Source organism: Capnocytophaga sp. CM59 (genome assembly GCF_000293175.1).
In the GTDB taxonomy this organism is placed as follows: Bacteria; Bacteroidota; Bacteroidia; order Flavobacteriales; family Flavobacteriaceae; genus Capnocytophaga; species Capnocytophaga granulosa.
On the sequence record NZ_ALNN01000058.1, the window covers coordinates 32,875 to 53,061 of the forward strand.

The following is a 20,187-nucleotide window of genomic DNA, read 5'->3' on the forward strand; positions in this document are numbered from 1 at the left end:
TTATGGGCATCGTACTCCGACAATCGTTTAAGAATGTAGTGGCTACCTATTTGGGGTTTGCCATAGGGGCGTTGAACACTCTTTTCTTATTTACCTATTTCCTTTCCAAAGCACAATATGGCTTGGTAAGCTATGTTACTTCCACTGCTACGATTCTCTCTCCACTGATAGCCTTTGGGGTGTCCAACACTTGGGTACGCTATTACTCCGCTTACACCGATAGGCAGGAACAAGGCAAACTCAACCTGATGCTTTGCCTTTTGCCACTACTAGTGATTCTCCCTGCTACGCTTTTTGGAAGTATGGCATATGAGCAAATCACACAATGGTTATCGGCAAAGAATGCAGAAGTGCGTCCGTATGTGTGGCTTATCTTCCTTACAGCGGTAGCTATGGCTTATTTTGAGATAGCTTACGCTTGGATGCGGGTACAACTCAAAACGGTCTTTGGCAATTTCCTCAAGGAGGTATTCCATAGGGTAGGGGTGATGCTTCTATTAGTAGCCATTTACTTTGGTATTATTGATTTTCATCAGCTAATGTGGGGGGTGTTTTGGGTGTATGTCCTGCGTATGCTCTTGATGTTTGTTTCTGCTTTTTATGTACGCCGACCTACCTTTGCTTGGGGACTGCCACAGGGTAAGAAGGAAGTCTTTTTGTACAGTTTGTTTGTGATTTTATCAGGTTCAGTAGCTTCTGTGTTGATGGACATAGATAAGTTTATGCTCAACCAATATTTGCCGATTAGTGAGATTGCGGTGTACAATGTAGCTATTTTTACCGCCACAGTGATTGCTATTCCTTACCGCAGTATGTACCAGATCGTAAGTCCGCTCACGGCACAGTTTATGAACCAACAGAGACCCCAAGAGCTTGCAGATTTGTACAAGCGCAGTACGGTAAATACTTACTTTGTGAGTATGGTCATTTGTGTACTTATTGTGGTGAATGCCCAGCAGTGTTACGCCCTCTTGCCTGATAAGGATTACAGCACAGGGCTTTGGGTGCTTATTATCATATCCGTAGTAAAGCTCTCTGATGCCTTAGTAGGGTTTAGCAATGCCGTATTGCTCAATTCTCCTTACTATCGCACAGTGCTATTTTTGGGCGTTTTCTTGGTCATAGGAGCCGTTCTGATGAATAGGTGGCTGATTCCCCTTTATGGTATCAATGGGGCGGGCGTAGCGACCCTGATTGCTTTTAGTTCGTATAACCTACTCAAGTCGGTTTTTGTGTATCGCAAGTATGGCTTACAGCCTTTTTATAAGGAAACATTACAGACTACTCTCTTTGGTTTGTTAGCGATAGGATGCTTTTTCTTTTGGGATTTTCCGTTTCACCCGCTGGTGAATATTGGTTTGAAATCATTACTTGTAGGGGGGATGAGTGTATTGTTTCTTCTTAAATATAAGGTTTCGGAAGAGTTGGCGAGGCTGATTAGTAAATTTAGAAATTGACAAAAAAGATTAATATTACTCATTCATCACATGCGTATTCCAGCTGATATTTTAGCTATTATTGATGTAGTGGAGGACCCTCATATTCGCAGATTACAGGCTTCATTATGGAGAGTGTAAAATGAAAATTTTTCTAATTATTTTTGAGATTTCTTTGCAAAATACGAAAATTATTACTACCTTTGCAGAAAAAAATATTATTATGAACGAAAAAAGAAATATCAAGCAAAAAATTAATTTGTTTATAGGTTCCATAGGAGCCTTTATAGGAGTGGCGGTATTTGTAGCCTATATTCCTCAAATTATGGCCAACTTAGAGGGGCACAAAGCACAACCTTGGCAACCTTTGTTTGCAGCGGGGTCTTGTCTTATCTGGGTGGTCTATGGCTGGACAAAAGAGCCTAAGCCAGATTATATTCTCATTATCCCCAATTTGGTAGGGGTAGTTTTAGGATTTTTAACTTTTATTACTTCGCTTTAAAGCTACTTGTATGTTTTTGCTTTGTCCTTAAAAGCAAAAACGATCACTAATTCCTACTTTGGAATAATTTTTGTATCTTTGCCTTACAAAATAAGAATCTTATGTCTATGACCTTTACCATTAATGCGAGTCACCCACAAGCCTCTGCCCTTATGGAACTTCTTAAGACATTTAGCTTTGTTTTCTTTAAGGGGACCAAAACAAAGACAAAAAAGACTGTTACAAGGGAAAAATCAGCCCTTGTAGAGCCTACTTTCGAAGAAGAAAGCCCTGAAGATTATGAATTTATTATGGCACTTTCTAAAGAAACCAATAGAAATGTAGCCCTCCGTCTGGCTAAGGAAAAAAATATACTATTGTAGAGGATATTGACGAAGATGATTATCCTTTTATTGCTATGTACTTTCAGTACAAGCATAGAATTTGGTCAAGAGACAAAGAACTTATTTTAGGTCTGACAGAAAAAGGTTTTGGACATTTTTTTATTTCTACAGATGAAATAAGAGGACATCTCTACAAGAAAAATTGATTATCGAATAACAAAAAAGGCTGTCCTTTTCAGGCAGCCTTTTATTCTGTTAAGTGCTTGATTAGCTTTCGAGAGGCACACGCTCGTCAAGGAGTTTGATAGCGAAAGGCTCTTCTTTAGTTACGAACTCGAACATATCAAGTATATCATGTACAAGGCGTTCTTCTTCCAATTGTTCGTTAACGAACCATTGTAGGAAACTTTCACTAGCGAAATCATTTTCATGACGTGCTACCTTTACGATGTTGTTGATAGAGTCGGTAACAGCGATTTCGTGCTCTAAAGTTTTTTCAAACACGTCCTTAAGGCTCTTGTATTCTTGTTGGATGTTGGTCACTTCAGGAGAGAGTGCTCTTACACCGTTTTCGTTCAAGAAGTTAAATATTCTGAGCATATGGCCACGTTCTTCGTCAGCATGGTTAAGGAAGAAAGCAGCACTTCTCTTGTAACCATGGGCATCACACCAAGAAGACATTGCTAAATAAGTGGCACTTGCATGGGCTTCCATAGCTATCTGTGCTTGAAGTAACTCTGTTACTTTACTGTGCAAACTAGTTGCTTTTCTTGTTTGAGACATATAATGCTTTTTAATTTGGTGCAAAAATATTATTTTTTTTCGATATATACACCATCATACTATAAAAAAATTGATAAACTCAAAATAAATTCCTATCTTTGCCACTTATAGTGAATAGTGATCAGCGAATAGTGATTAGTAGCTAAGTCTCTGATAACTAAACACTAAACACTAACTACTAATCACTAAAAACTATCCTATGTATCTTATTATTTTAACCTATCAGAAAGACCTCAATGAGGTTGAAAAACACTTAGAGGCACATCGTGCTTACTTAGATAAGCATTATGCTTCAGGGTATTTTGTAGCATCGGGAGCGCAAGTACCTCGCACAGGAGGAGTGATTTTGTGTAAGGCAAGCAATAGGGGAGAGGTAGAGGGAATCATTGCCCAAGATCCGTTCTATGAGCACCAAATAGCTACCTATCAAATCATTGAATTTACCCCTACCAAATACTCAGAGGCGTTCAGTAAGGTACTCTCTTAAATACTAAAATCTTATAATCCTTCGAACTCAAAATTAAAAACTCAAAACTCAAATGATGGACTGGCAACACCTACTATCCTTGCGCAAACAAGGAGACACCAAGACTCGCTCACGAGAGGAGGAAGACCCTACGCGGCTGAGCTATGATGTGGATTACGACCGTATAGTCTTCTCTGGAGCTTTCCGTAGCTTGCAGGACAAGACACAGGTCATTCCCCTCTCAGGCTCAGGCTTTGTACATACACGCTTGACCCATAGTATGGAGGTCTCCGTGGTAGGGCGTTCGTTAGGGCGAGCCATAGGAGCCAAGGTACTCCAGAAGTATCCCCACTTGCAAGCGCTGGGCTACCAGATGAATGACTTTGGTACCATTGTCGCCTCGGCTGCTTTGGCGCACGATATAGGTAATCCGCCTTTTGGGCATAGTGGTGAGAAGGCTATAGGTGATTTCTTTCGCTATCACGAGGGGAGCGTACTCAAAGAACAGCTCTCCGAGCGGGAATATGCCGACCTATGTAGTTTTGAAGGCAATGCCAATGGCTTTAAGATTCTGACCGAAAGCCGCGCAGGAGTACAGGGAGGCTTGCGCCTTACTTATGCTACTTTGGGTACCTTTATCAAATATCCTAAGGAATCCTTACCGATAAAACCCACTGGGGCAGTATATGATAAGAAGTATAATATCTTCCAGTCGGACAAGGCATTTTTCCATGAGGTTGCCCAAGAGCTTTCGCTCTTACCTATAGACGAGGGAGACCAAGCGCGCTATGTACGACACCCCTTGGCTTTCTTGGTAGAGGCAGCTGATGATATTTGCTATACGCTCATTGATTTTGAGGACGGTATCAACTTGGGTTGGATTCCCGAAGACAATGCCTTGGAGTACCTTATACAACTGATACGAGGGAGCAAAATAAAGCCTGAGAATATCACCCAAAAGTACTACCAACTTACCCATAAGCAAGATAGAGTAGCTTACCTTAGAGCACTTTCCATAGGTACGCTGATAGGGGAGACGGTTGCCCTCTTTGAGGAAAACGAAGAAAAGCTGCTCAGGGGGGAGTTGACCTCCTCACTTTTGGAGCAAAGCAAGTATAAGAACCAAATCAAGGATATTATAGACCTGAGTGTAGGCAATATCTACCAGTCACCACAGGTTGTAGAGAAGGAGTTGGCCGGGTATGCCATTCTCCAGCATCTGCTTAGGGTATATTTTACAGCTGTCTATCACAAGTGGCATGGGACGACTTCCTCCTATGACCATATTATACTCAAGACCATTCCTGCACGTTACTTACAGGAACAGGACAGCCTCTATGAGCAGATATTGGCCATTACCTGCTATGTAGCCAGCCTTACCGATACACAGACGACGAAGCTACACTCTAAACTTAATGGAATCCTTTGATAATGACTAATGACTAATGACGAGTGACTAACAACTAATTACAGATGAAAGATTTACGTATTATATTTATGGGGACGCCTGATTTTGCTACGGGGGTACTCCAACGCATGGTAGAAGCGGGCTTACAGGTAGTAGCCGTAGTAACGGTAGCCGATAAGCCTGCCGGGCGTGGACAGAGGCTACAAGAGTCGTCTGTCAAGAAGTATGCCCTTTCTCAGCAGATTCCTGTATTGCAACCTATTTCCCTTCGCGATGAGGGCTTTTTAGCTCAGCTAAAGGCCTTCCAAGCCGATGTACAGGTGGTAGTGGCTTTCCGTATGCTTCCTAAGGTAGTTTGGCAGATGCCCCGAAAGGGTACTTTCAACCTACACGCTTCTTTACTTCCCGATTATAGAGGGGCAGCCCCTATCAACTGGGCGATTATTGGTGGAGAGGCGACCACAGGGGTAACCACTTTCCTTATAGATGAGCAGATAGATACAGGGGCAATCCTCCTTAGGAAGGAAGTAGCTATTGCTCCCAGAGAGACGGCGGGTACACTCCATGACAAGCTCATGACAGTAGGGGCAGACCTGGTAGTGGAGACCCTCGCTCTGATTGCTTCAGATAAGGCAGTTCCACAGTCACAGCCGAAACAAGTGGTAGAAAAACCAGCCCCTAAGATACACAAGGAGACTTCCCACATATCTTGGGAGCAATCCCTTGCCCAGATAGACAGGTTTGTACGTGGTATGTCGCCTTACCCAACAGCATGGGCACAGCTTCATCATGAGGGAGAGACGTATGCGGTCAAGATATATGAAGCCACTCCACAGGAGGCTACCCATAACCTACCTATAGGGCGTGTTCTCTTGGAAGATAAGCAGATAAAAGTAGCTGTACAAGGCGGCTTTCTCAAGATAGAAAGTTTGCAATTTCCTTCCAAAAAACGCATGAGTGCTCGTGAGTTTCTCAATGGTTTTCACTTTGCAGAGGGCGATTTTTTTGCTTGATTATTTAGGTCATTTTCTCATAAAAAAATAAAGTAAGGGCTAAGGAAACGATAAAGTTTTTCATTTTCAATGAATTTTCGTCTTAAATGGTTGGTTATCTCAATAAAAACCTTACTTTTGTACTGTATTTAACGATTTAAGTATTTATTTTATGAACAAGACAGAACTCATCGACGCAATTGCACAAGAGGCTGGACTTTCAAAAGCCGATGCAAAAAAGGCCTTAGAAGCTTTTTTAGCAACTGTAGAAAAGACCTTGAAAAAAGGAGATAAGATCTCCTTGGTAGGATTTGGTTCATGGTCAGTATCTGAAAAGGCTGCCCGTGAAGGAAGAAATCCACAGACAGGGAAAACCATCAGTATCCCTGCTAAAAAAGTAGTAAAGTTCAAACCTGGAACTGAACTCTCTAATGCTGTAAACTAATTTAAAATAGTTTTGTAAAACAAAAGGCAGTCCCCAAAGGGACGGCCTTTTCTTATTTAATTAACGGGAGTTCAGCAAGTAAGTTAAAATGAGTCTGTTCTATATAAAAAAACAATTTTTCTATTGAAATATCCCGAAAAAATTAGTAACTTTGAGCCTTGAAAGCATGTATGTTTTTGAATATTAAAATGAAAGATATCACCTTTGAGAATCCCCAATTTTTTTGGCTTTTCTTACTCTTTCCTCTGCTGATTCTTTGGCAGTGGCTTAGCAGAAAGAGGGAAATGCCGTCTGTACTTTTCTCTTCTCTGCAAGGGGTACAGCCCTTGCGTACATGGCGAGTTAGGTTACGACCACTCTTGTATGTACTGCGAGGCTTGGCATTGGCTGCACTTATTGTAGCTTTGGCGCGCCCACGCTCTTCCTCAGAAATTACCAAGACGAAAACTACCGAAGGGATTGATATAATCCTTTCTATAGATATGTCCTCCAGTATGCTTGCCAAAGACCTCAAACCCAATAGGATAGAAGCGCTCAAGCGAGTAGCATCTCAGTTTATAGAGCAGCGCATGTCCGACCGTATAGGGATTGTCGTCTATTCTGGGGAGAGCTATACCAAGGTACCTGCTACCACGGATAAATCGGTTGTGCTTCAGGCACTTAAGGACATCAAGCAGGGAGAAATAGAGGATGGTACTGCCATAGGTATGGGATTGGGGACGGCCATTAACCGCCTTAAAGATAGCAAGACCAAGAGTAAGGTAATTATTCTAATGACAGATGGGGTAAATAACACGGGGGTAATAGACCCACTTAGTGCGGCCGAACTGGCCAAAGAATATGGCATACGTGTCTATACCATTGGGATAGGTACCAACGGTAAAGCACTTTCGCCTGTGGCCTATAACCCCGACGGCTCTTTGCAGTACGATATGGTACCTGTGGAGATAGACGAGAAGCTCCTCACTCAGATAGCACAAACCACAGGTGGACAGTATTTTAGAGCAACGGATAACCAGAAGTTGGCACAAATATACACTGAAATAGATAAGTTAGAAAAATCAAAGATAGAAGAACTCAAGTACTACCAACATCAGGAGAATTTCCGCTTATGGGCACTCTTAGCCTTGGTTTTCTTGGCTGCTGAGTTCGGATTACGACACACAGTTTTTAGAAGTTTTGTATGATACACCTCGAAGAAAAAATATATTTTTACCTATTGCTCTTGCTCCCTCTTTTTACCTTACTCTATGTAGGGGTACAGCTATGGAGGGCAAGAGCCGTAAAGCGTTTTGCAGAGAAGCCCACTTTTTCCCGTTTGGCTTCGGAGACTTCCCACTTCAAGCCTTGGGTAAAGTTTGTTTTCTTTATCCTTGTATTCACTTTTATTGTCATAGGGCTTGTCAATCCCAAAGTAGGGACAAAACTGGAGACCGTAAAGCGTGAAGGAGTGGACATTGTTTTTGCCATAGACGTCTCCAAGAGTATGTTGGCTGAGGATGTGAAGCCTAACCGCATAGAAAAAGCCAAACATATTATCTCCCAAGTTATAGAACAATTACATGGGGATAGGGTTGCCTTTGTGCCCTATGCTGCACAGGCTTACCCGCAACTGCCACTGACATCGGACTACTCGGCCGCCAAGATATTCCTTCAAGGGATTAATACCGATATGCTCTCCTCTCAGGGAACGGCCATAAGGGAGGCTATACAGACGGCCATAGATTACTTTAAGGACTCAGGACAGGCTTCCAAAATACTTGTGATCCTCTCCGATGGGGAAGACCACGAGCAAGGGGCAGGGGATTTGTTGCAAGAGATCAATGATAAGGGAATCCGTATCTTTACCATTGGACTGGGAACCGCTCAAGGAGCTACCATTCCAATCACTGAAAATGGGCAGACCTTCCCCAAAAGAGACAAAGATGGGCAGGTGGTCATCACCAAACTCAACCAACCCCTATTGGAGGAAATAGCACAAGGGGCATCGGGTAAGTATTTTGACGGTACCAATACGCGTGAGGTGTTGGATAATATAAAAAAGGCCTTGGACAACATAGAGAAAAATGAATATGAGTCTCAGGTATTTTCCGATTACAAAGACCAATTCCAGTGGTTTTTAGCTATTGCCTTTGTGTTGTTGGTCATTGATATTTTTATCTCTTACAAGAAAACTTCTTGGGTAAGAGCACTGAACCTTTTCGGGGAAAAAGAAAAGAGTGAAAAGTGAACAATGAATAGTGAAAAGTGAATCATTATTAGTAATGCGAATCAATAGCTAAAACCTTATAGTCCTTAGATTTTATAATACTAAAACTCAAAACTAATTGTAATGAAAAGAAAGAAAAAACTCTTAATCTTCTTAGCCATAGTGCTCGTGGGAGTGGTAGCCTTCCTTTGGCTTAACAGCTCCAAAGCACAGGTGGAAATGCCTTCTGTAAGTATAGCCAACAGAGACATCAAGGAGGAAATCTATATCCCTGGCAATGTGTATCCTGTCAAGGAAATAGAACTCAAGTCGCAGCTCTCAGGGGTCTTGGACAAAATCTTTGTCAAGATAGGCGATGTAGTGCAAGAGGGGTCTCCAGTGGCCTCTATCAGCCTTGTACCTAGTACCTTAGAGCTGGAACGCTTGGAGAACAATGTCAAAATGGCTCAGATAAACTTTGATGCAGCCAAGCTGTCCTATGAGCGCTCTAAGAAACTCTATCAGGCACAGACTATTTCCCAAGCTAATATGGAAACCGCAGAAAGAGAATACGGTACGGCCAAGGAACAACTCCTATCGGCTCAGAACCAATTGGCAATCCAGAAAACAGGTAAGGTGATCGGAAAGAGTGAGACCTCCAATATAGTAAAATCCAGTATTTCAGGTACGGTCATAGACCTACCCTTACAAGAAGGGGCTTCAGTGATTGAGCGTAACACCCTCAATTCAGGGATTACCGTGGCTATCTTGGCCAAGATGGGAGAGTTTGTTTTTCGTACTCAGCTAGCCGAACAGTACTTGGAGAATATACACTTAGGGGATAGTATCTCTTTGGCTTTCAATGCGTATAAAGACCTTAAAGCTACGGCCAAAATCACCAAAATATCCTCCAAAGGTACCTTGGAGAATGGGATCATGAAATACACCTTGGAAGCGGAATTTCCTGTAAATGCACAGATGCCTGTGATTCGCTCTGGCTATTCTGCAACCGCTGAAATTATCCTCAATAGCAAGAAGAATGTACCTTCTATCGAGGAAAAATATATTGGTTATAAGAATGATTCTACCTATGTATGGGTGAAAAATGGGGCAACATTGGAGAAAAAGTATATAGAACTGGGAATTTCCGATGGAAAATATACTGAAGTTACCAAGGGACTAACCACTAACGATAAAATAGTGCAGAATGATTCAGCTCAATGATATTAAAAAGGCCTATCATACCGAATATGACACCCTACAGGTGCTCAAAGGGATCAATCTCACAGTAGAGCACGGTGAGATGGTTTCTATCATGGGGGCATCGGGTTCGGGCAAATCAACCCTGATGAATATCATAGGCCTATTGGATACTTACGATAGTGGTACGTATTACTTTGATGGTCAGGATATGAGTCTTTTGGATAGTGTAGAGCGCTCGGCCTATCGCAGCCGAAATATAGGCTTCGTATTCCAAGCGGCCAACCTGATTGCCTATAAGAATGTGGTGGAGAATGTAGCCCTGCCGCTCTTCTACCAGCATGTCCCTAAGAAGGAGCGAGAGGAGCGCGCCATGGAAAAGCTCGAACCCTTAGGCATTGCCTCTTGGGCAAAGCACTATCCCAATGAGCTTTCAGGTGGACAGAAACAGCGTGTGGCCATAGCCCGCGCACTGATTGCCAATGCGCCCTTGCTACTGGCCGATGAGCCTACAGGACAATTGGACTCCAAGACAACCGCTGAGGTGATGCAGATCTTCAAAGAGGTGAATGCCAAGGGCACAACTATCGTTATTGTAACCCATGAGGAGGACATCGCCGCCCAGACACAACGCATTATCCGCATTGTAGATGGACTTATACAATAATGTTTAATGATTAATGCCAATCAATGATTAACGCCGATAATGATTAATGGCATTAATCATTAAACATTAATCATTATATATTAGGTTTTTCAATTAAAAAAACGTATCTTTGCAAAAGGTTTTTTGAAAGCAATTGTAATGAATAATATACAAATAAAAGATTTTGTACGAGACATTCTTGATTTTCCTAAGAAAGGAGTAGTCTTCAAGGATATAACCCCTATACTATCCAGTGCTGAGGCAACCGAGGCTGTATTGCAACAGCTCTTAGCCCCTCTCAAAAATGAGCGAATAGACAAAGTGGCTGCCATAGAGAGTCGTGGTTTCTTTTTTGGAATCCTCTTGGCGCATGCGCTTAAGGTGGGGTTTGTACCTATTAGAAAACCAGGTAAGCTCCCAGGAGAGGTTATAGGCGAACACTATGACCTAGAGTATGGTAACAGTAGCTTAGAGATCCATACCGATGCGATTGCTAAGGGCGAGCGCGTGCTTTTGCATGACGATGTGTTGGCCACAGGCGGTACTGCACAGGCAGCAACCAAGCTCATAGAGCACTTAGGCGGGGAAATCGTACAATGTACTTTCCTTATGGAATTGGACTTTCTTCATGGGCGAGAAAAGTTGAAAAAATACAGTATAAATAGTATTCTAAATTATTAATTATGACAAAAAAAATACTTTCAGTACTTGTGCTCATGGGAGCAGGACAGCTCTTTGCACAAGACAACTTGATCAATGCCTTGGCAAACAATCAAGGAAAAGATGTACAAAAGTACTACCAGATTAAGCCTATCTTTGCCTTAGGGGTAACCGATGTCAAAGACCAAGGACATAGTGGTACTTGTTGGAGCTATACAGGGGCTTCTTTCTTGGAGTCAGAAATGATGAAAAAGAAAAAACAACCTGTGGATTTGTCAGAAATCTATACAGCTCGTAAGGTGTATTTGGAAAAGGCTATTAACTACTTGCGTATGCATGGTGCTCTTACTTGGGGAGATGGTGGCGAATTGCACGATATTATCAATATCTATCGCAAATATGGAGCGGTTCCACAGTCTGTCTATACAGGTTTAATTAACGGTGCTACTGTTAATAATTTTAACGAAATGCAAAAGGACCTAGAGGGTTACCTCAAGGGAATTGTAGAGAGTGAAAAAGTACCAGCCGACTGGAAGGAAGTATTTGAACAAAAAATGGATACTTACTTAGGAGCTGTGCCTAAAACCTTCCTCTACAATGGCAAGATGTACGATCCAAAATCTTTTGCTAAAGAAGTAGTAGGCTTAGAGGACGAAAAGTATATAGAAATGCTTTCGGTAGAACACAAACCTAAATATCAAAATACTCTTATGGCAGTGCCTGATAACTGGAGCTATGATTATGCCTTCAATGTAAATATGGAGGATATCGTCCGCACCATAGATTATGCACTCAGCAAAGGCTATACCGTAGCTTGGGCAGCCGATGTATCTGAGAAATATTTCAGTTGGAAGAACGGATTGGCCTTGGTACCAGAAAAGGATTACAATGACCTTACAGAGGCAGAACAAAAAGATTATTTCCATGTATACTGGAATGAAAAAGAAATCACACCAGCTTTGCGCCAACAAGGTTTTGATAACTATGAAACTACTGATGACCATGCCATGCACATCGTAGGTCTAGCCAAAGATCAAAAAGGTAGAGAGTACTATATTGTAAAGAACTCTTGGGGAGCTGATAATGATAACAAAGGGTATCTATACGTATCTAAGAACTATGTACGTTACAAAACTATGTCTATCTTAGTCAACCAAAAAGGAACCCCTAAGGACTTGCTTAAAAAATACAAAAAAGCAGGGTATGTAAGTTAGTACCCGATACTTAGCATCAAAATTACTATATAATGATAAAAAGATTTTTTTCTGTCTTGGTACTTCTTAGTGCAGGACAGGCCTTTGCGCAAGAGAATTTGATTAATGCATTGGCCAACAACAAGGGCAAAGACATACAGAAGTATTACCAAATTACTCCTGTTTTGGCCTTGGATGCTACCGATGTAAAAAACCAAGGTTGGAGTGGTACTTGCTGGAGCTATGCAGGTTCGTCTTTCTTGGAATCTGAAGCCTTGAAAAAGAAGAAAAAACCTGTAGACTTGGCCGAAATCTACACCGCGCGTAAGATCTATTTGGACAAAGCTATCAATTATGTGCGTATGCAAGGTGCACTTAACTGGGGTGATGGTGGCGAGCCTCATGATGTAATCAACAGCTATCGCCGCTATGGAGTGCTTCCACAATCGGCTTATACGGGGCTGATCAATGGGGCTACCTATAACAATTTTGACGAGATGCAAAAGGACTTGAAGCCTTACCTAGAAGAGCTTGTCAAAATGAAAAAACTCCCAGACAACTGGAAAGAGGTGTTTGAAAAGAAAATGGACGCCTACTTAGGAGAAGTGCCTAAGACCTTTATGTACAATGGTAAGATGTATGATGCCCACTCTTTTGCCAAAGAGTATGTAGGTTTGGAAGATGAAAAATACATAGAGATGATCTCCGTAGAGGACAAGCCTAAGTATCACAATGTCCTTATGGCAGTACCTGATAACTGGAGCTATGATTATGCCTTCAATGTAAATATGGAGGATCTAATTAGAACCATAGACTATGCCCTCAAAAAAGGTTACACTGTAGGTTGGGAGGCCGATGTCTCTGAAAAATTCTTCAGTTGGCAGAATGGTTTAGCAATCGTTCCTGAAAAGGATTTTGAGAGCCTAAGCCCTGCAGAGCAAGAAAACTACTATCATACTTACTGGAAGGAAAAAACAATTACGCCCCAGTTCCGCCAAGAGGCTTTTGATAACTATCAAACCCTTGATGACCACTCTATGCACATTGTAGGCCTAGCGAAAGACCAAACAGGTAAGGAATACTACATAGTGAAGAACTCTTGGGGGACAGAGAATGATAACAAAGGTTATCTGTATGCCAGCAAGGACTATGTACGCTACAAAACCATAGCTATCTTAGTCAATCAAAAAGGAGCACCTAAGGATTTGGTAAAGAAATTCAAGAAAGCCCCTTATACCAGTTTATAATTTTTCTGTTAAACATAGGTTTGAAAAAGGACTATCTCCCTTGGGGGGGTAGTTCTTTTCTTTTGATATAAGAGCAAAAAAACTATCCTACACACGGGGTGTAGGATAGCTTACACACAAAGTTACTTGGTACTAACGTAGGCGGTCTGCCGATTTTACCAATTCTTCGTCCCTGCGAATGGCGCGATTGGCCAAAAACAAAAATACGATAGAAATGAATGGGACTACGAGCTGAACACCTTTCTCAGAAAACGAATTTTCTCCAGATGACTGTAGCGTCCTCCACGAAAATACACCCAGTAAAATAAGGTTACTCAATATGTTGAATCTGTTCAAAACAAATTGATTTTGTCGGTTCTTGAAAGCAAATATGCTTATTATAGCCAGTAGGGCACTTAGTCCAAAGAGCAATAATGAAGGCCAATCTCCAAAACTAAAGAACAAAGCAACTCCACTTATAAGGCTGACAATCAGCATATAAATAGTTTGAATACGTTGTATCATTTCATTGATTTAGTGGGGACAAAGATAGTAAAAAAAAATTTCATGAAAAAATGTTTTTCCTTAAAAAAAATGTGTATCTTTGCCATCTCAAATAAGTACTTGAAAATAAAATAGATCGCTTGCTCTACAGGTGATATTCTCAAAATATTCCCAACTATATTTTTAAAAATCTTTCCAAATAGAATATTTTTTCTATTTTAATCCCCTATATAAAATAAACTCATATCAATCTATTGAATATATGTTTGAAATTTCCGATCTGAAGGAGAAAAAACTTCCTGATTTGCAAGAAATTGCACAATCCTTAGGAATGAAAAAATTTAAGACGCTCAAAAAAGAAGAGCTTATCTATCGTATCATTGATTTCCAAGCCGAGAACCCAGCCACGATCCTCTCTGAGAAAGAGACCAAGCCTTCTGAGGAGGGAGAGAAAAAGGTGAAACCTGCCAAGGCGGCACCTAAAGCTAAAGAAAATCAGGATAATAGAGATAAAAAAGAAAAAGCTCCTAATACCACAAAATCTCAAGAAGCACGTCCTAAAAAAGAGAAAAACAAAAAAGAAGCGCAGCCCAAGGAAAATAGTACTGTCTTGGAAAATAAAGACGCAGCTGCTCAAGCTGCTCGCAAACAACCAGAGAATACTAATAAGGAAAACAAAGGGAAATTCTCCCAACATGCCAATAAGGACAAAAAAGCTAATAATTTCCCCAAACAAGAGCGAAAGGAGGCTGATACAGCTATCCCTGCTGTGAAAAAAACAGAGCCTACTCCAGCAGCAAAACCAGTTTCCACGGAAACTGTCCCCCCGACGACCGCCCCTAATCCACTTCCTCAGCCAAATGCTGCCCCTTCAAATCATAACAATACCCCTAAGGTAAATAACAATGAGAATTTTGATAAGGAGAAGAAGAACCGCTATCGCTCTCCAGATTTCGAATTTGACGGGATTGTAGAGTGCGAGGGCGTCTTTGAACTGGTAGCCGACGGTTATGGCTTCCTTCGCTCCTCGGACTTCAACTATTTGGCTTCTCCAGACGATATCTACGTTTCTCCCTCTCAAATTCGTCTTTTCGGCTTGCGTACAGGCGATACTGTACTGGGAACCGTACGTCCGCCTAAGGAAGGTGAAAAGTATTATCCGCTTATTAAAGTACTGAAAATCAATGGTTGTGACCCACAATCGGTACGTGATAGGGTAACGTTTGACAACCTGACCCCTATATTTCCCAATGAAAAATTTAATCTTTCAGGGCGTAGGAGTTCTGTCTCTACCCGTATCATAGATCTTTTTGCCCCTATCGGAAAGGGACAGCGTGGTATGATTGTCGCTCAGCCTAAAACAGGGAAGACGAGCCTTTTGAAAGATATAGCCAATGCCATATCCGACAATCACCCAGAGGTGTATCTCATGGTATTGCTGATAGATGAGAGACCAGAAGAGGTAACTGATATGCAACGTAGTGTACGCGGGGAGATTATTTCCTCTACCTTTGACAAGGAAGCCACTGAACACGTTAAGATTGCCAATATCGTTTTGGAAAAAGCCAAACGCTTAGTAGAGTGTGGCCACGATGTGGTAATCCTCTTGGATTCTATCACTCGCTTGGCACGTGCATACAACACGGTACAACCTACCTCAGGTAAGGTGCTCACAGGGGGATTGGACGCCAACGCTTTGCACAGACCTAAGCGCTTTTTTGGAGCCGCCCGCAATATAGAAAATGGAGGTTCTCTCTCTATCATCGCCACTGCCCTTACCGATACAGGTTCTAAGATGGACGATGTTATCTTTGAAGAATTTAAGGGTACGGGTAACATGGAGTTACAGCTGGATCGCCGTATTGCCAACAAGCGTATTTTCCCTGCTATTGATCTGGTGAACTCTTCTACTCGCCGAGATGATCTCTTGCAAGATGAAAAGACACTCCAGCGTATGTGGATCGCCCGTAAGTATCTGTCAGATATGAATTTAGTGGAAGCTATGGAGTTTATCCAAGACAGAATAAAGAAGACAAAGGACAATGAAGAGTTCCTTATGAGTATGAATGAATAAAAAAAATCGGGAGTGAATCCCGATTTTTTTATTTTAATTAGTCGTCTATACGTAGGAATTTTCCGTTTTGGCTAAATTCTAAATCAGTTCCTCCTGAGAGTTCTACTTCGTATCCATAGCGTTTTTTACTAATTTTTTTAATAGGATGACCATTGTAGTTTTGGCTTACATATTGGGCAATACCACTAGGAATAATCTTGGCAGGAATTTCTGTACCACGTGATTTTACTTCTTTCCATTCGCCACTTGGATAGAACTCGATTTCAGTACCATTGTTGAATACAACGGTGTAATCCTCTACAAGAAGCATTTCGGTATCTTTCCATACAGAGGCTATATCGGACTCTGAAAAATGCGTTTTTACAAAGGTTTGCGCCTTCTGAGGCAATTCACTGAATTTGATTGGTACATCATTAGCAGCAGCAAGGTTTACAGCAAAAAGTACAGTAACAACAGTTACGATTTTTCTAAATGTGTTCATAATCTAATTATTTTATTATTTTACGATGCAAAGGTAAAACATAATTTGGGAAAGAAATGGGAAAGAAAAAAAATTTTCGTACATTTGCACTTCTAAACAATAGCGATGAAAATACACTTTATTACAGAGGGGGCGTCTTGCCTGTCATCCCTTGTAGTGGCACTCTCGCCTGTGCATGAGGTCTCAGAAAGTGGCTCAGTGTCAGAGATTTCCCCAAGTACAGAAGCCGTAGTAATAGGAGAGCATGTATCCCCAACCCATCCGCAATGGCAACAGGCACAAGCACTTGGATTGCCTATCTATTCCTATGGGGCTTTCCTCTATGAATTGCATAAGATGAAAACCAGAGTGGTTATTGCTGGCACTCAGGGAAGAAGTGAGATAGCGGCCATGGTACTACATACGATGGATTATTTTTCCAAAAAGATAGATTATTTTTTGGAATCTCCTATAGGAAATATCCCTACTTGTAAGTATTCTCCTGAAGCAGAATTTGTACTTATTGAGGGCGGAGATACCCTCTCACCCATAGAACAAGTACCTATGTTTCAGCTCTATCGCCCGACTCTTGCACTGATCAGTCATATAGAGAGCGGTAAGGAAAAGCAGTATACCGACTTCATAAATACCCTTACCAAAGGGGGGATCCTACTATATAATGAGGAAGATGCAGCTCTCAAAGCATTGGCCGAAAGCACAGAAAACCAATTGCGCCTGATGCCTTATGAGACAGCCCCACACCAAGAAAGTGGAGGCACTACCTATCTTATTACCCCAGAGGGAGAAATGCCTCTGATGATTTCAGGCAAGGAGCAGATGAACTACCTATCAGGAGCTAAATGGCTCTGCCAAAACCTCGGTATAGATGAACAAGACTTCTATGAAGCAATAGAAACGTTTAAGTGAAGAGAGAAAAGTGAAAAGTGAAGGAGGTAGTGGGGTAATAACTTTTGGTTTGTACTTATATAAATTCTTTATATAGTATTTTTCTTTATATTTTCATTTGTAAATAGAAAAAAGAACTAAAAAATTTAACGCTTAAATAGTTGGTGTTTATTGAAAAATATGTAAATTTGCACCTAAATAGAGGTTAAATAATCAAGCAACTTTATAGTTAAAAAAGTTGTATAATTCAGTAAAAATTCGTAACTTTGTAATGCGAAACAGCACAGCACAGCACAGCACAGCACAGCACAGCACAGCACAGCACAGCACAGCACAGCACAGCACAGCACAGCACAGCACCTTATTATACTAATAAGGTAGGCCGCGTTTGTCTGTTTGCTATTTCTTAAAAGTAAGTCTGCTTATGGAATTTCCATAGGCAGACTTGCTTTTTTTGTAGTTGTTCGATAAATAGTTAAATCATAGGCGGTATCCGAAAAGCCCTTAACAGAGTAGGAAGAAATTAAAATTATTACAATCGTGAAAAAAAATTACACATTTATCGCGGCTGTTTGCTTTGCTACAGCCTTCGTAGTGGGTTGCTCCAAAAACAATGATGAACCGCAACCACAACACCAAAATCAGACAGGTCAACAAGACCAGAATCAGACAGGTCAGCAAGACCAAAACAAAAATCAAGAGAAACAGGCAGTAGCAAAGATCACTACTACGGGGGTAGAACATACAGGGGCAGAGGTGCTTTTCTCTGAAACTGAAGATGGAACTTCTGTGAAAGGACATGCAGCTATAGAGAATGGAAAAGCGGCTATAGATGTAAAAAACTACATAGGGAAAAAGCTCTATTTTATAGTGAAAGTGGGAAATAAAATCGTTTCAGATGTAGTGGAACACACTATTACAGAGGGAGATAATGCTATCACAATTACACTAAAGGCCATTCCAGTGACAGCCGCTAAGATTACAGTTACAAAGAATGGTAATCCGCTACAAGGAGAAGAAGTATATCTGCTCGATGTTATTACAGCGGCAGGTTTCCAAGCATCAGTTGCTGTAGGTTATGACAAGCAAGGAGTAAAAGCAGTATTAGGTAGCGCAACTAAAGCGATCACCGATGCACAGGGAGTAGCTAATTTTACCCCAGCTCCGGGTACCTATAAGGCAGTGGTATTGGGCGAGAGAAGTTACCAAGAGGTGAGTGTAACTGTAGCCGAAGGACAGACCAAGGAAGCTACTATTAACTTGGTGAGTCTTTTTGCTAGAATCACTTTGACTAAAGATGGACAACCCTTGGCCAATACTAAGGTATATTTCCGTCAAGTAGAAAGTATATATGCAGGAAAGACTGATGAATGGGTAAAGAATTATTATGAAAATAATAATCGTCTATCTACTATCATAAGAGTTGAATTAAGAGCAAAAACTATCAAGGAGGTAACTACTAACGCACAAGGAGTGGTTACTTGTGAGGACTTGGAGAAAGATAAGCGTTATATATTCTTAACAAATGGAGGTACAGAGTCTTATAAGGCTTCTGTATTTACAGTTGATACTTCTAAGCAGGTTACAATTGCTTTCTAATCAAGAGATTATAACTCAAAAAAGAAAAAGCACTACCCAAAAGGCAGTGCTTTTTCTTATGAATGCAGTTTTTATAAAGTATTCACATTGTTGAGGTCTTCGAAGGCTTTCTTTACACGAGCGATGAAAGTTTTTTCACCTTCTCTAAGCCATACACGAGGGTCGTAGTACTTTTTGTTAGGTACATCGGCTCCTTCAGGGTTTCCTATCTGGCTTTGTAGGTAAGCGGCTTTGTTCTTCATATAGTCACGTACCCCTTCGGTGAAAGCATATTGTAGGTCGGTGTCTATATTCATCTTCACCACTCCGTAGCTAATAGCCTCGCGGATTTCCTCAAGGGTAGAGCCAGAACCTCCGTGGAATACAAAGTCAATAGTGTTGTGTGCTACATTGTATTTTTTGGAGATATACTCTTGTGAGTTTCTTAGGATCTTAGGAGTAAGTTTCACATTACCAGGCTTATATACTCCGTGTACATTACCGAAAGCAGCCGCAATGGTAAATTGTGGACTTACCTTGAGGAGTTCTTCGTAAGCATAAGCCACATCTTCAGGCTGAGTGTATAGGCGAGATTCGTCCGCATCGGAGTTATCTACCCCGTCTTCTTCACCTCCTGTGATACCGAGCTCTATTTCGAGGGTCATGCCCATTTTGCTCATGCGCTCGAGGTATTTCTTACAGATTTCAATGTTCTCTTTGAGCGGTTCTTCAGAGAGGTCAATCATATGAGAGCTGAAAAGGGGCTTGCCTGTAGCCTTGAAGTGAGCTTCAGAGGCGTCCAATAGGCCATCTATCCAAGGAAGTAATTTTTTGGCACAGTGGTCAGTATGTAGGATTACCGTAGCACCATAGGCTTCAGCTAGTTGGTGTACTTGTTTTGCTCCTACGATAGCCCCCAAGATAGCTGCTTTTTGGCCTTCGTTGGAAAGGCCTTTACCAGCCATAAATTGGGCACCTCCGTTGGAGAATTGGATAATCACAGGAGCTTTCATAGCTACTGCGGCTTCCAATACCCCATTGATACTGTTGGAACTGATGACATTGGTAGCAGGGAGGGCAAATCCTTTTTGCTTTGCATACTGGAAAATCTCTTGTACTTCTTTTCCTACTGCAACTCCAGGTTTGATGTTGTGATTCATGGTATTATCTTTAATTTTGCCACAAATGTAATATTTT

21 protein-coding genes and 1 pseudogene are annotated in these 20,187 nt (G+C 41.3%); 18 read left to right on the forward strand and 4 right to left on the reverse strand.

The genetic code is table 11. From position 1 onward, the window contains the following. The first annotated feature begins 2 nt into the window (after positions 1-2). From HMPREF1154_RS11280 to HMPREF1154_RS13230, 4 genes and pseudogenes are all read left to right on the forward strand, one after another. Positions 3-1,457 (forward strand): lipopolysaccharide biosynthesis protein, encoded by a 1,455-nt coding sequence (locus tag HMPREF1154_RS11280; protein ID WP_009642727.1) that lies wholly within the window; start codon positions 3-5, stop codon positions 1,455-1,457. A 202-nt stretch (positions 1,458-1,659) separates the two neighbouring features. Next, positions 1,660-1,938: a SemiSWEET family transporter gene (locus HMPREF1154_RS11285; protein WP_002666358.1), complete on the forward strand. Its 279-nt coding sequence runs from the start codon at positions 1,660-1,662 to the stop codon at positions 1,936-1,938. 101 nt (positions 1,939-2,039) lie between these two features. After that, positions 2,040-2,300, forward strand: coding sequence for a hypothetical protein (locus HMPREF1154_RS11290; RefSeq protein ID WP_009642726.1), 261 nt, complete (start codon positions 2,040-2,042; stop codon positions 2,298-2,300). Then, positions 2,288-2,467, forward strand: a pseudogene (locus HMPREF1154_RS13230) (PIN domain-containing protein); the annotation flags it as partial. The gene HMPREF1154_RS11290 and the pseudogene HMPREF1154_RS13230, both read left to right, overlap by 13 nt. A 61-nt stretch (positions 2,468-2,528) precedes the next feature. Here HMPREF1154_RS13230 and HMPREF1154_RS11295 read toward each other — a convergent pair. Then, complete coding sequence (locus HMPREF1154_RS11295) at positions 2,529-3,044, reverse strand: ferritin (RefSeq protein ID WP_009642699.1); 516 nt, start codon at positions 3,042-3,044, stop codon at positions 2,529-2,531. A 199-nt stretch (positions 3,045-3,243) separates the two neighbouring features. Between HMPREF1154_RS11295 and HMPREF1154_RS11300 the strand changes: the two genes are divergently transcribed. The 11 genes from HMPREF1154_RS11300 (at position 3,244) to HMPREF1154_RS11350 (ending at position 13,489) form a co-directional block, all read left to right on the forward strand. Then, a complete protein-coding gene (locus tag HMPREF1154_RS11300; RefSeq protein WP_009642757.1) occupies positions 3,244-3,531 on the forward strand; it encodes a YciI family protein in 288 nt (95 codons plus the stop codon). Positions 3,532-3,583: 52 nt separating this feature from the next. Continuing rightward, on the forward strand, positions 3,584-4,939 hold the full coding sequence (gene dgt / locus HMPREF1154_RS11305; RefSeq protein WP_009642698.1) for a dGTP triphosphohydrolase: 1,356 nt from the start codon (positions 3,584-3,586) through the stop codon (positions 4,937-4,939). Positions 4,940-4,983: 44 nt separating this feature from the next. Further along, complete coding sequence (fmt, locus tag HMPREF1154_RS11310) at positions 4,984-5,931, forward strand: methionyl-tRNA formyltransferase (RefSeq protein ID WP_009642745.1); 948 nt, start codon at positions 4,984-4,986, stop codon at positions 5,929-5,931. Positions 5,932-6,082: 151 nt separating this feature from the next. Further along, the gene (locus HMPREF1154_RS11315) at positions 6,083-6,355 is read left to right on the forward strand and encodes an HU family DNA-binding protein (protein WP_009642725.1); all 273 of its coding nucleotides are present in this window, start codon (positions 6,083-6,085) and stop codon (positions 6,353-6,355) included. A gap of 188 nt (positions 6,356-6,543) precedes the next feature. Continuing rightward, positions 6,544-7,542, forward strand: coding sequence for a vWA domain-containing protein (locus HMPREF1154_RS11320; RefSeq protein ID WP_009642721.1), 999 nt, complete (start codon positions 6,544-6,546; stop codon positions 7,540-7,542). After that, positions 7,539-8,585: a vWA domain-containing protein gene (locus HMPREF1154_RS11325; protein ID WP_009642751.1), complete on the forward strand. Its 1,047-nt coding sequence runs from the start codon at positions 7,539-7,541 to the stop codon at positions 8,583-8,585. Before HMPREF1154_RS11320 ends, HMPREF1154_RS11325 begins: the two co-directional genes overlap by 4 nt. Positions 8,586-8,687: 102 nt before the next feature. Further along, positions 8,688-9,767, forward strand: a complete 1,080-nt coding sequence (locus HMPREF1154_RS11330; RefSeq protein ID WP_009642732.1) for an efflux RND transporter periplasmic adaptor subunit — start codon at positions 8,688-8,690, stop codon at positions 9,765-9,767. Continuing rightward, complete coding sequence (locus HMPREF1154_RS11335; RefSeq protein ID WP_009642707.1) at positions 9,751-10,410, forward strand: ABC transporter ATP-binding protein; 660 nt, start codon at positions 9,751-9,753, stop codon at positions 10,408-10,410. The genes HMPREF1154_RS11330 and HMPREF1154_RS11335 overlap by 17 nt, the downstream gene beginning before the upstream one ends. Before the next feature lie 147 nt (positions 10,411-10,557). After that, complete coding sequence (locus tag HMPREF1154_RS11340; protein WP_172539832.1) at positions 10,558-11,070, forward strand: adenine phosphoribosyltransferase; 513 nt, start codon at positions 10,558-10,560, stop codon at positions 11,068-11,070. 2 nt (positions 11,071-11,072) lie between these two features. After that, positions 11,073-12,263: a C1 family peptidase gene (locus HMPREF1154_RS11345; RefSeq protein ID WP_009642738.1), complete on the forward strand. Its 1,191-nt coding sequence runs from the start codon at positions 11,073-11,075 to the stop codon at positions 12,261-12,263. A 32-nt stretch (positions 12,264-12,295) separates the two neighbouring features. Next, positions 12,296-13,489, forward strand: a complete 1,194-nt coding sequence (locus HMPREF1154_RS11350) for a C1 family peptidase (RefSeq protein WP_009642749.1) — start codon at positions 12,296-12,298, stop codon at positions 13,487-13,489. Positions 13,490-13,621: 132 nt separating this feature from the next. Here HMPREF1154_RS11350 and HMPREF1154_RS11355 read toward each other — a convergent pair whose 3' ends face one another. Beyond that, positions 13,622-13,993: a DUF4293 domain-containing protein gene (locus tag HMPREF1154_RS11355; protein WP_016419305.1), complete on the reverse strand. Its 372-nt coding sequence runs from the start codon at positions 13,991-13,993 to the stop codon at positions 13,622-13,624. 241 nt (positions 13,994-14,234) lie between these two features. Here HMPREF1154_RS11355 and rho point away from each other — a divergent pair, with 241 nt between their 5' ends. Further along, positions 14,235-16,046 (forward strand): transcription termination factor Rho, encoded by a 1,812-nt coding sequence (gene rho, locus HMPREF1154_RS11360; RefSeq protein ID WP_009642753.1) that lies wholly within the window; start codon positions 14,235-14,237, stop codon positions 16,044-16,046. 37 nt (positions 16,047-16,083) lie between these two features. Here rho and HMPREF1154_RS11365 read toward each other — a convergent pair whose 3' ends face one another. Next, entirely contained in the window at positions 16,084-16,527 is a 444-nt protein-coding gene (locus tag HMPREF1154_RS11365; RefSeq protein WP_009642713.1) for a PepSY-like domain-containing protein, read from the reverse strand. Positions 16,528-16,632: 105 nt separating this feature from the next. Here HMPREF1154_RS11365 and HMPREF1154_RS11370 point away from each other — a divergent pair, with 105 nt between their 5' ends. Continuing rightward, the gene (locus tag HMPREF1154_RS11370) at positions 16,633-17,433 is read left to right on the forward strand and encodes a hypothetical protein (RefSeq protein ID WP_009642712.1); all 801 of its coding nucleotides are present in this window, start codon (positions 16,633-16,635) and stop codon (positions 17,431-17,433) included. Between the two features lie 519 nt (positions 17,434-17,952). Continuing rightward, a complete protein-coding gene (locus HMPREF1154_RS11375; RefSeq protein ID WP_009642752.1) occupies positions 17,953-19,011 on the forward strand; it encodes a hypothetical protein in 1,059 nt (352 codons plus the stop codon). Between the two features lie 71 nt (positions 19,012-19,082). Here the strand turns inward: HMPREF1154_RS11375 and fbaA are convergent, their stop codons facing one another. Beyond that, positions 19,083-20,150 carry a class II fructose-bisphosphate aldolase gene (fbaA, locus tag HMPREF1154_RS11380; protein ID WP_009642758.1) on the reverse strand — a complete coding sequence of 356 codons (1,068 nt, stop codon included), beginning with the start codon at positions 20,148-20,150 and terminating at the stop codon, positions 19,083-19,085. Positions 20,151-20,187 lie beyond the last annotated feature (37 nt).

Excerpts from the sequence above, each read along its gene's own strand:
- HMPREF1154_RS11280 (WP_009642727.1), top strand. The coding sequence starts at position 3 with ATGGGCATCGTACTCCGACAATCGTTTAAGAATGTAGTGGCTACCTAT.
- HMPREF1154_RS11285 (WP_002666358.1), top strand. The coding sequence starts at position 1,660 with ATGAACGAAAAAAGAAATATCAAGCAAAAAATTAATTTGTTTATAGGT.
- HMPREF1154_RS11290 (WP_009642726.1), top strand. The coding sequence starts at position 2,040 with ATGTCTATGACCTTTACCATTAATGCGAGTCACCCACAAGCCTCTGCC.
- HMPREF1154_RS11295 (WP_009642699.1), bottom strand. The coding sequence starts at position 3,044 with ATGTCTCAAACAAGAAAAGCAACTAGTTTGCACAGTAAAGTAACAGAG.
- HMPREF1154_RS11300 (WP_009642757.1), top strand. The coding sequence starts at position 3,244 with ATGTATCTTATTATTTTAACCTATCAGAAAGACCTCAATGAGGTTGAA.
- dgt (WP_009642698.1), top strand. The coding sequence starts at position 3,584 with ATGATGGACTGGCAACACCTACTATCCTTGCGCAAACAAGGAGACACC.
- fmt (WP_009642745.1), top strand. The coding sequence starts at position 4,984 with ATGAAAGATTTACGTATTATATTTATGGGGACGCCTGATTTTGCTACG.
- HMPREF1154_RS11315 (WP_009642725.1), top strand. The coding sequence starts at position 6,083 with ATGAACAAGACAGAACTCATCGACGCAATTGCACAAGAGGCTGGACTT.
- HMPREF1154_RS11320 (WP_009642721.1), top strand. The coding sequence starts at position 6,544 with ATGAAAGATATCACCTTTGAGAATCCCCAATTTTTTTGGCTTTTCTTA.
- HMPREF1154_RS11325 (WP_009642751.1), top strand. The coding sequence starts at position 7,539 with ATGATACACCTCGAAGAAAAAATATATTTTTACCTATTGCTCTTGCTC.
- HMPREF1154_RS11330 (WP_009642732.1), top strand. The coding sequence starts at position 8,688 with ATGAAAAGAAAGAAAAAACTCTTAATCTTCTTAGCCATAGTGCTCGTG.
- HMPREF1154_RS11335 (WP_009642707.1), top strand. The coding sequence starts at position 9,751 with ATGATTCAGCTCAATGATATTAAAAAGGCCTATCATACCGAATATGAC.
- HMPREF1154_RS11345 (WP_009642738.1), top strand. The coding sequence starts at position 11,073 with ATGACAAAAAAAATACTTTCAGTACTTGTGCTCATGGGAGCAGGACAG.
- HMPREF1154_RS11350 (WP_009642749.1), top strand. The coding sequence starts at position 12,296 with ATGATAAAAAGATTTTTTTCTGTCTTGGTACTTCTTAGTGCAGGACAG.
- HMPREF1154_RS11355 (WP_016419305.1), bottom strand. The coding sequence starts at position 13,993 with ATGATACAACGTATTCAAACTATTTATATGCTGATTGTCAGCCTTATA.
- rho (WP_009642753.1), top strand. The coding sequence starts at position 14,235 with ATGTTTGAAATTTCCGATCTGAAGGAGAAAAAACTTCCTGATTTGCAA.
- HMPREF1154_RS11365 (WP_009642713.1), bottom strand. The coding sequence starts at position 16,527 with ATGAACACATTTAGAAAAATCGTAACTGTTGTTACTGTACTTTTTGCT.
- HMPREF1154_RS11370 (WP_009642712.1), top strand. The coding sequence starts at position 16,633 with ATGAAAATACACTTTATTACAGAGGGGGCGTCTTGCCTGTCATCCCTT.
- fbaA (WP_009642758.1), bottom strand. The coding sequence starts at position 20,150 with ATGAATCACAACATCAAACCTGGAGTTGCAGTAGGAAAAGAAGTACAA.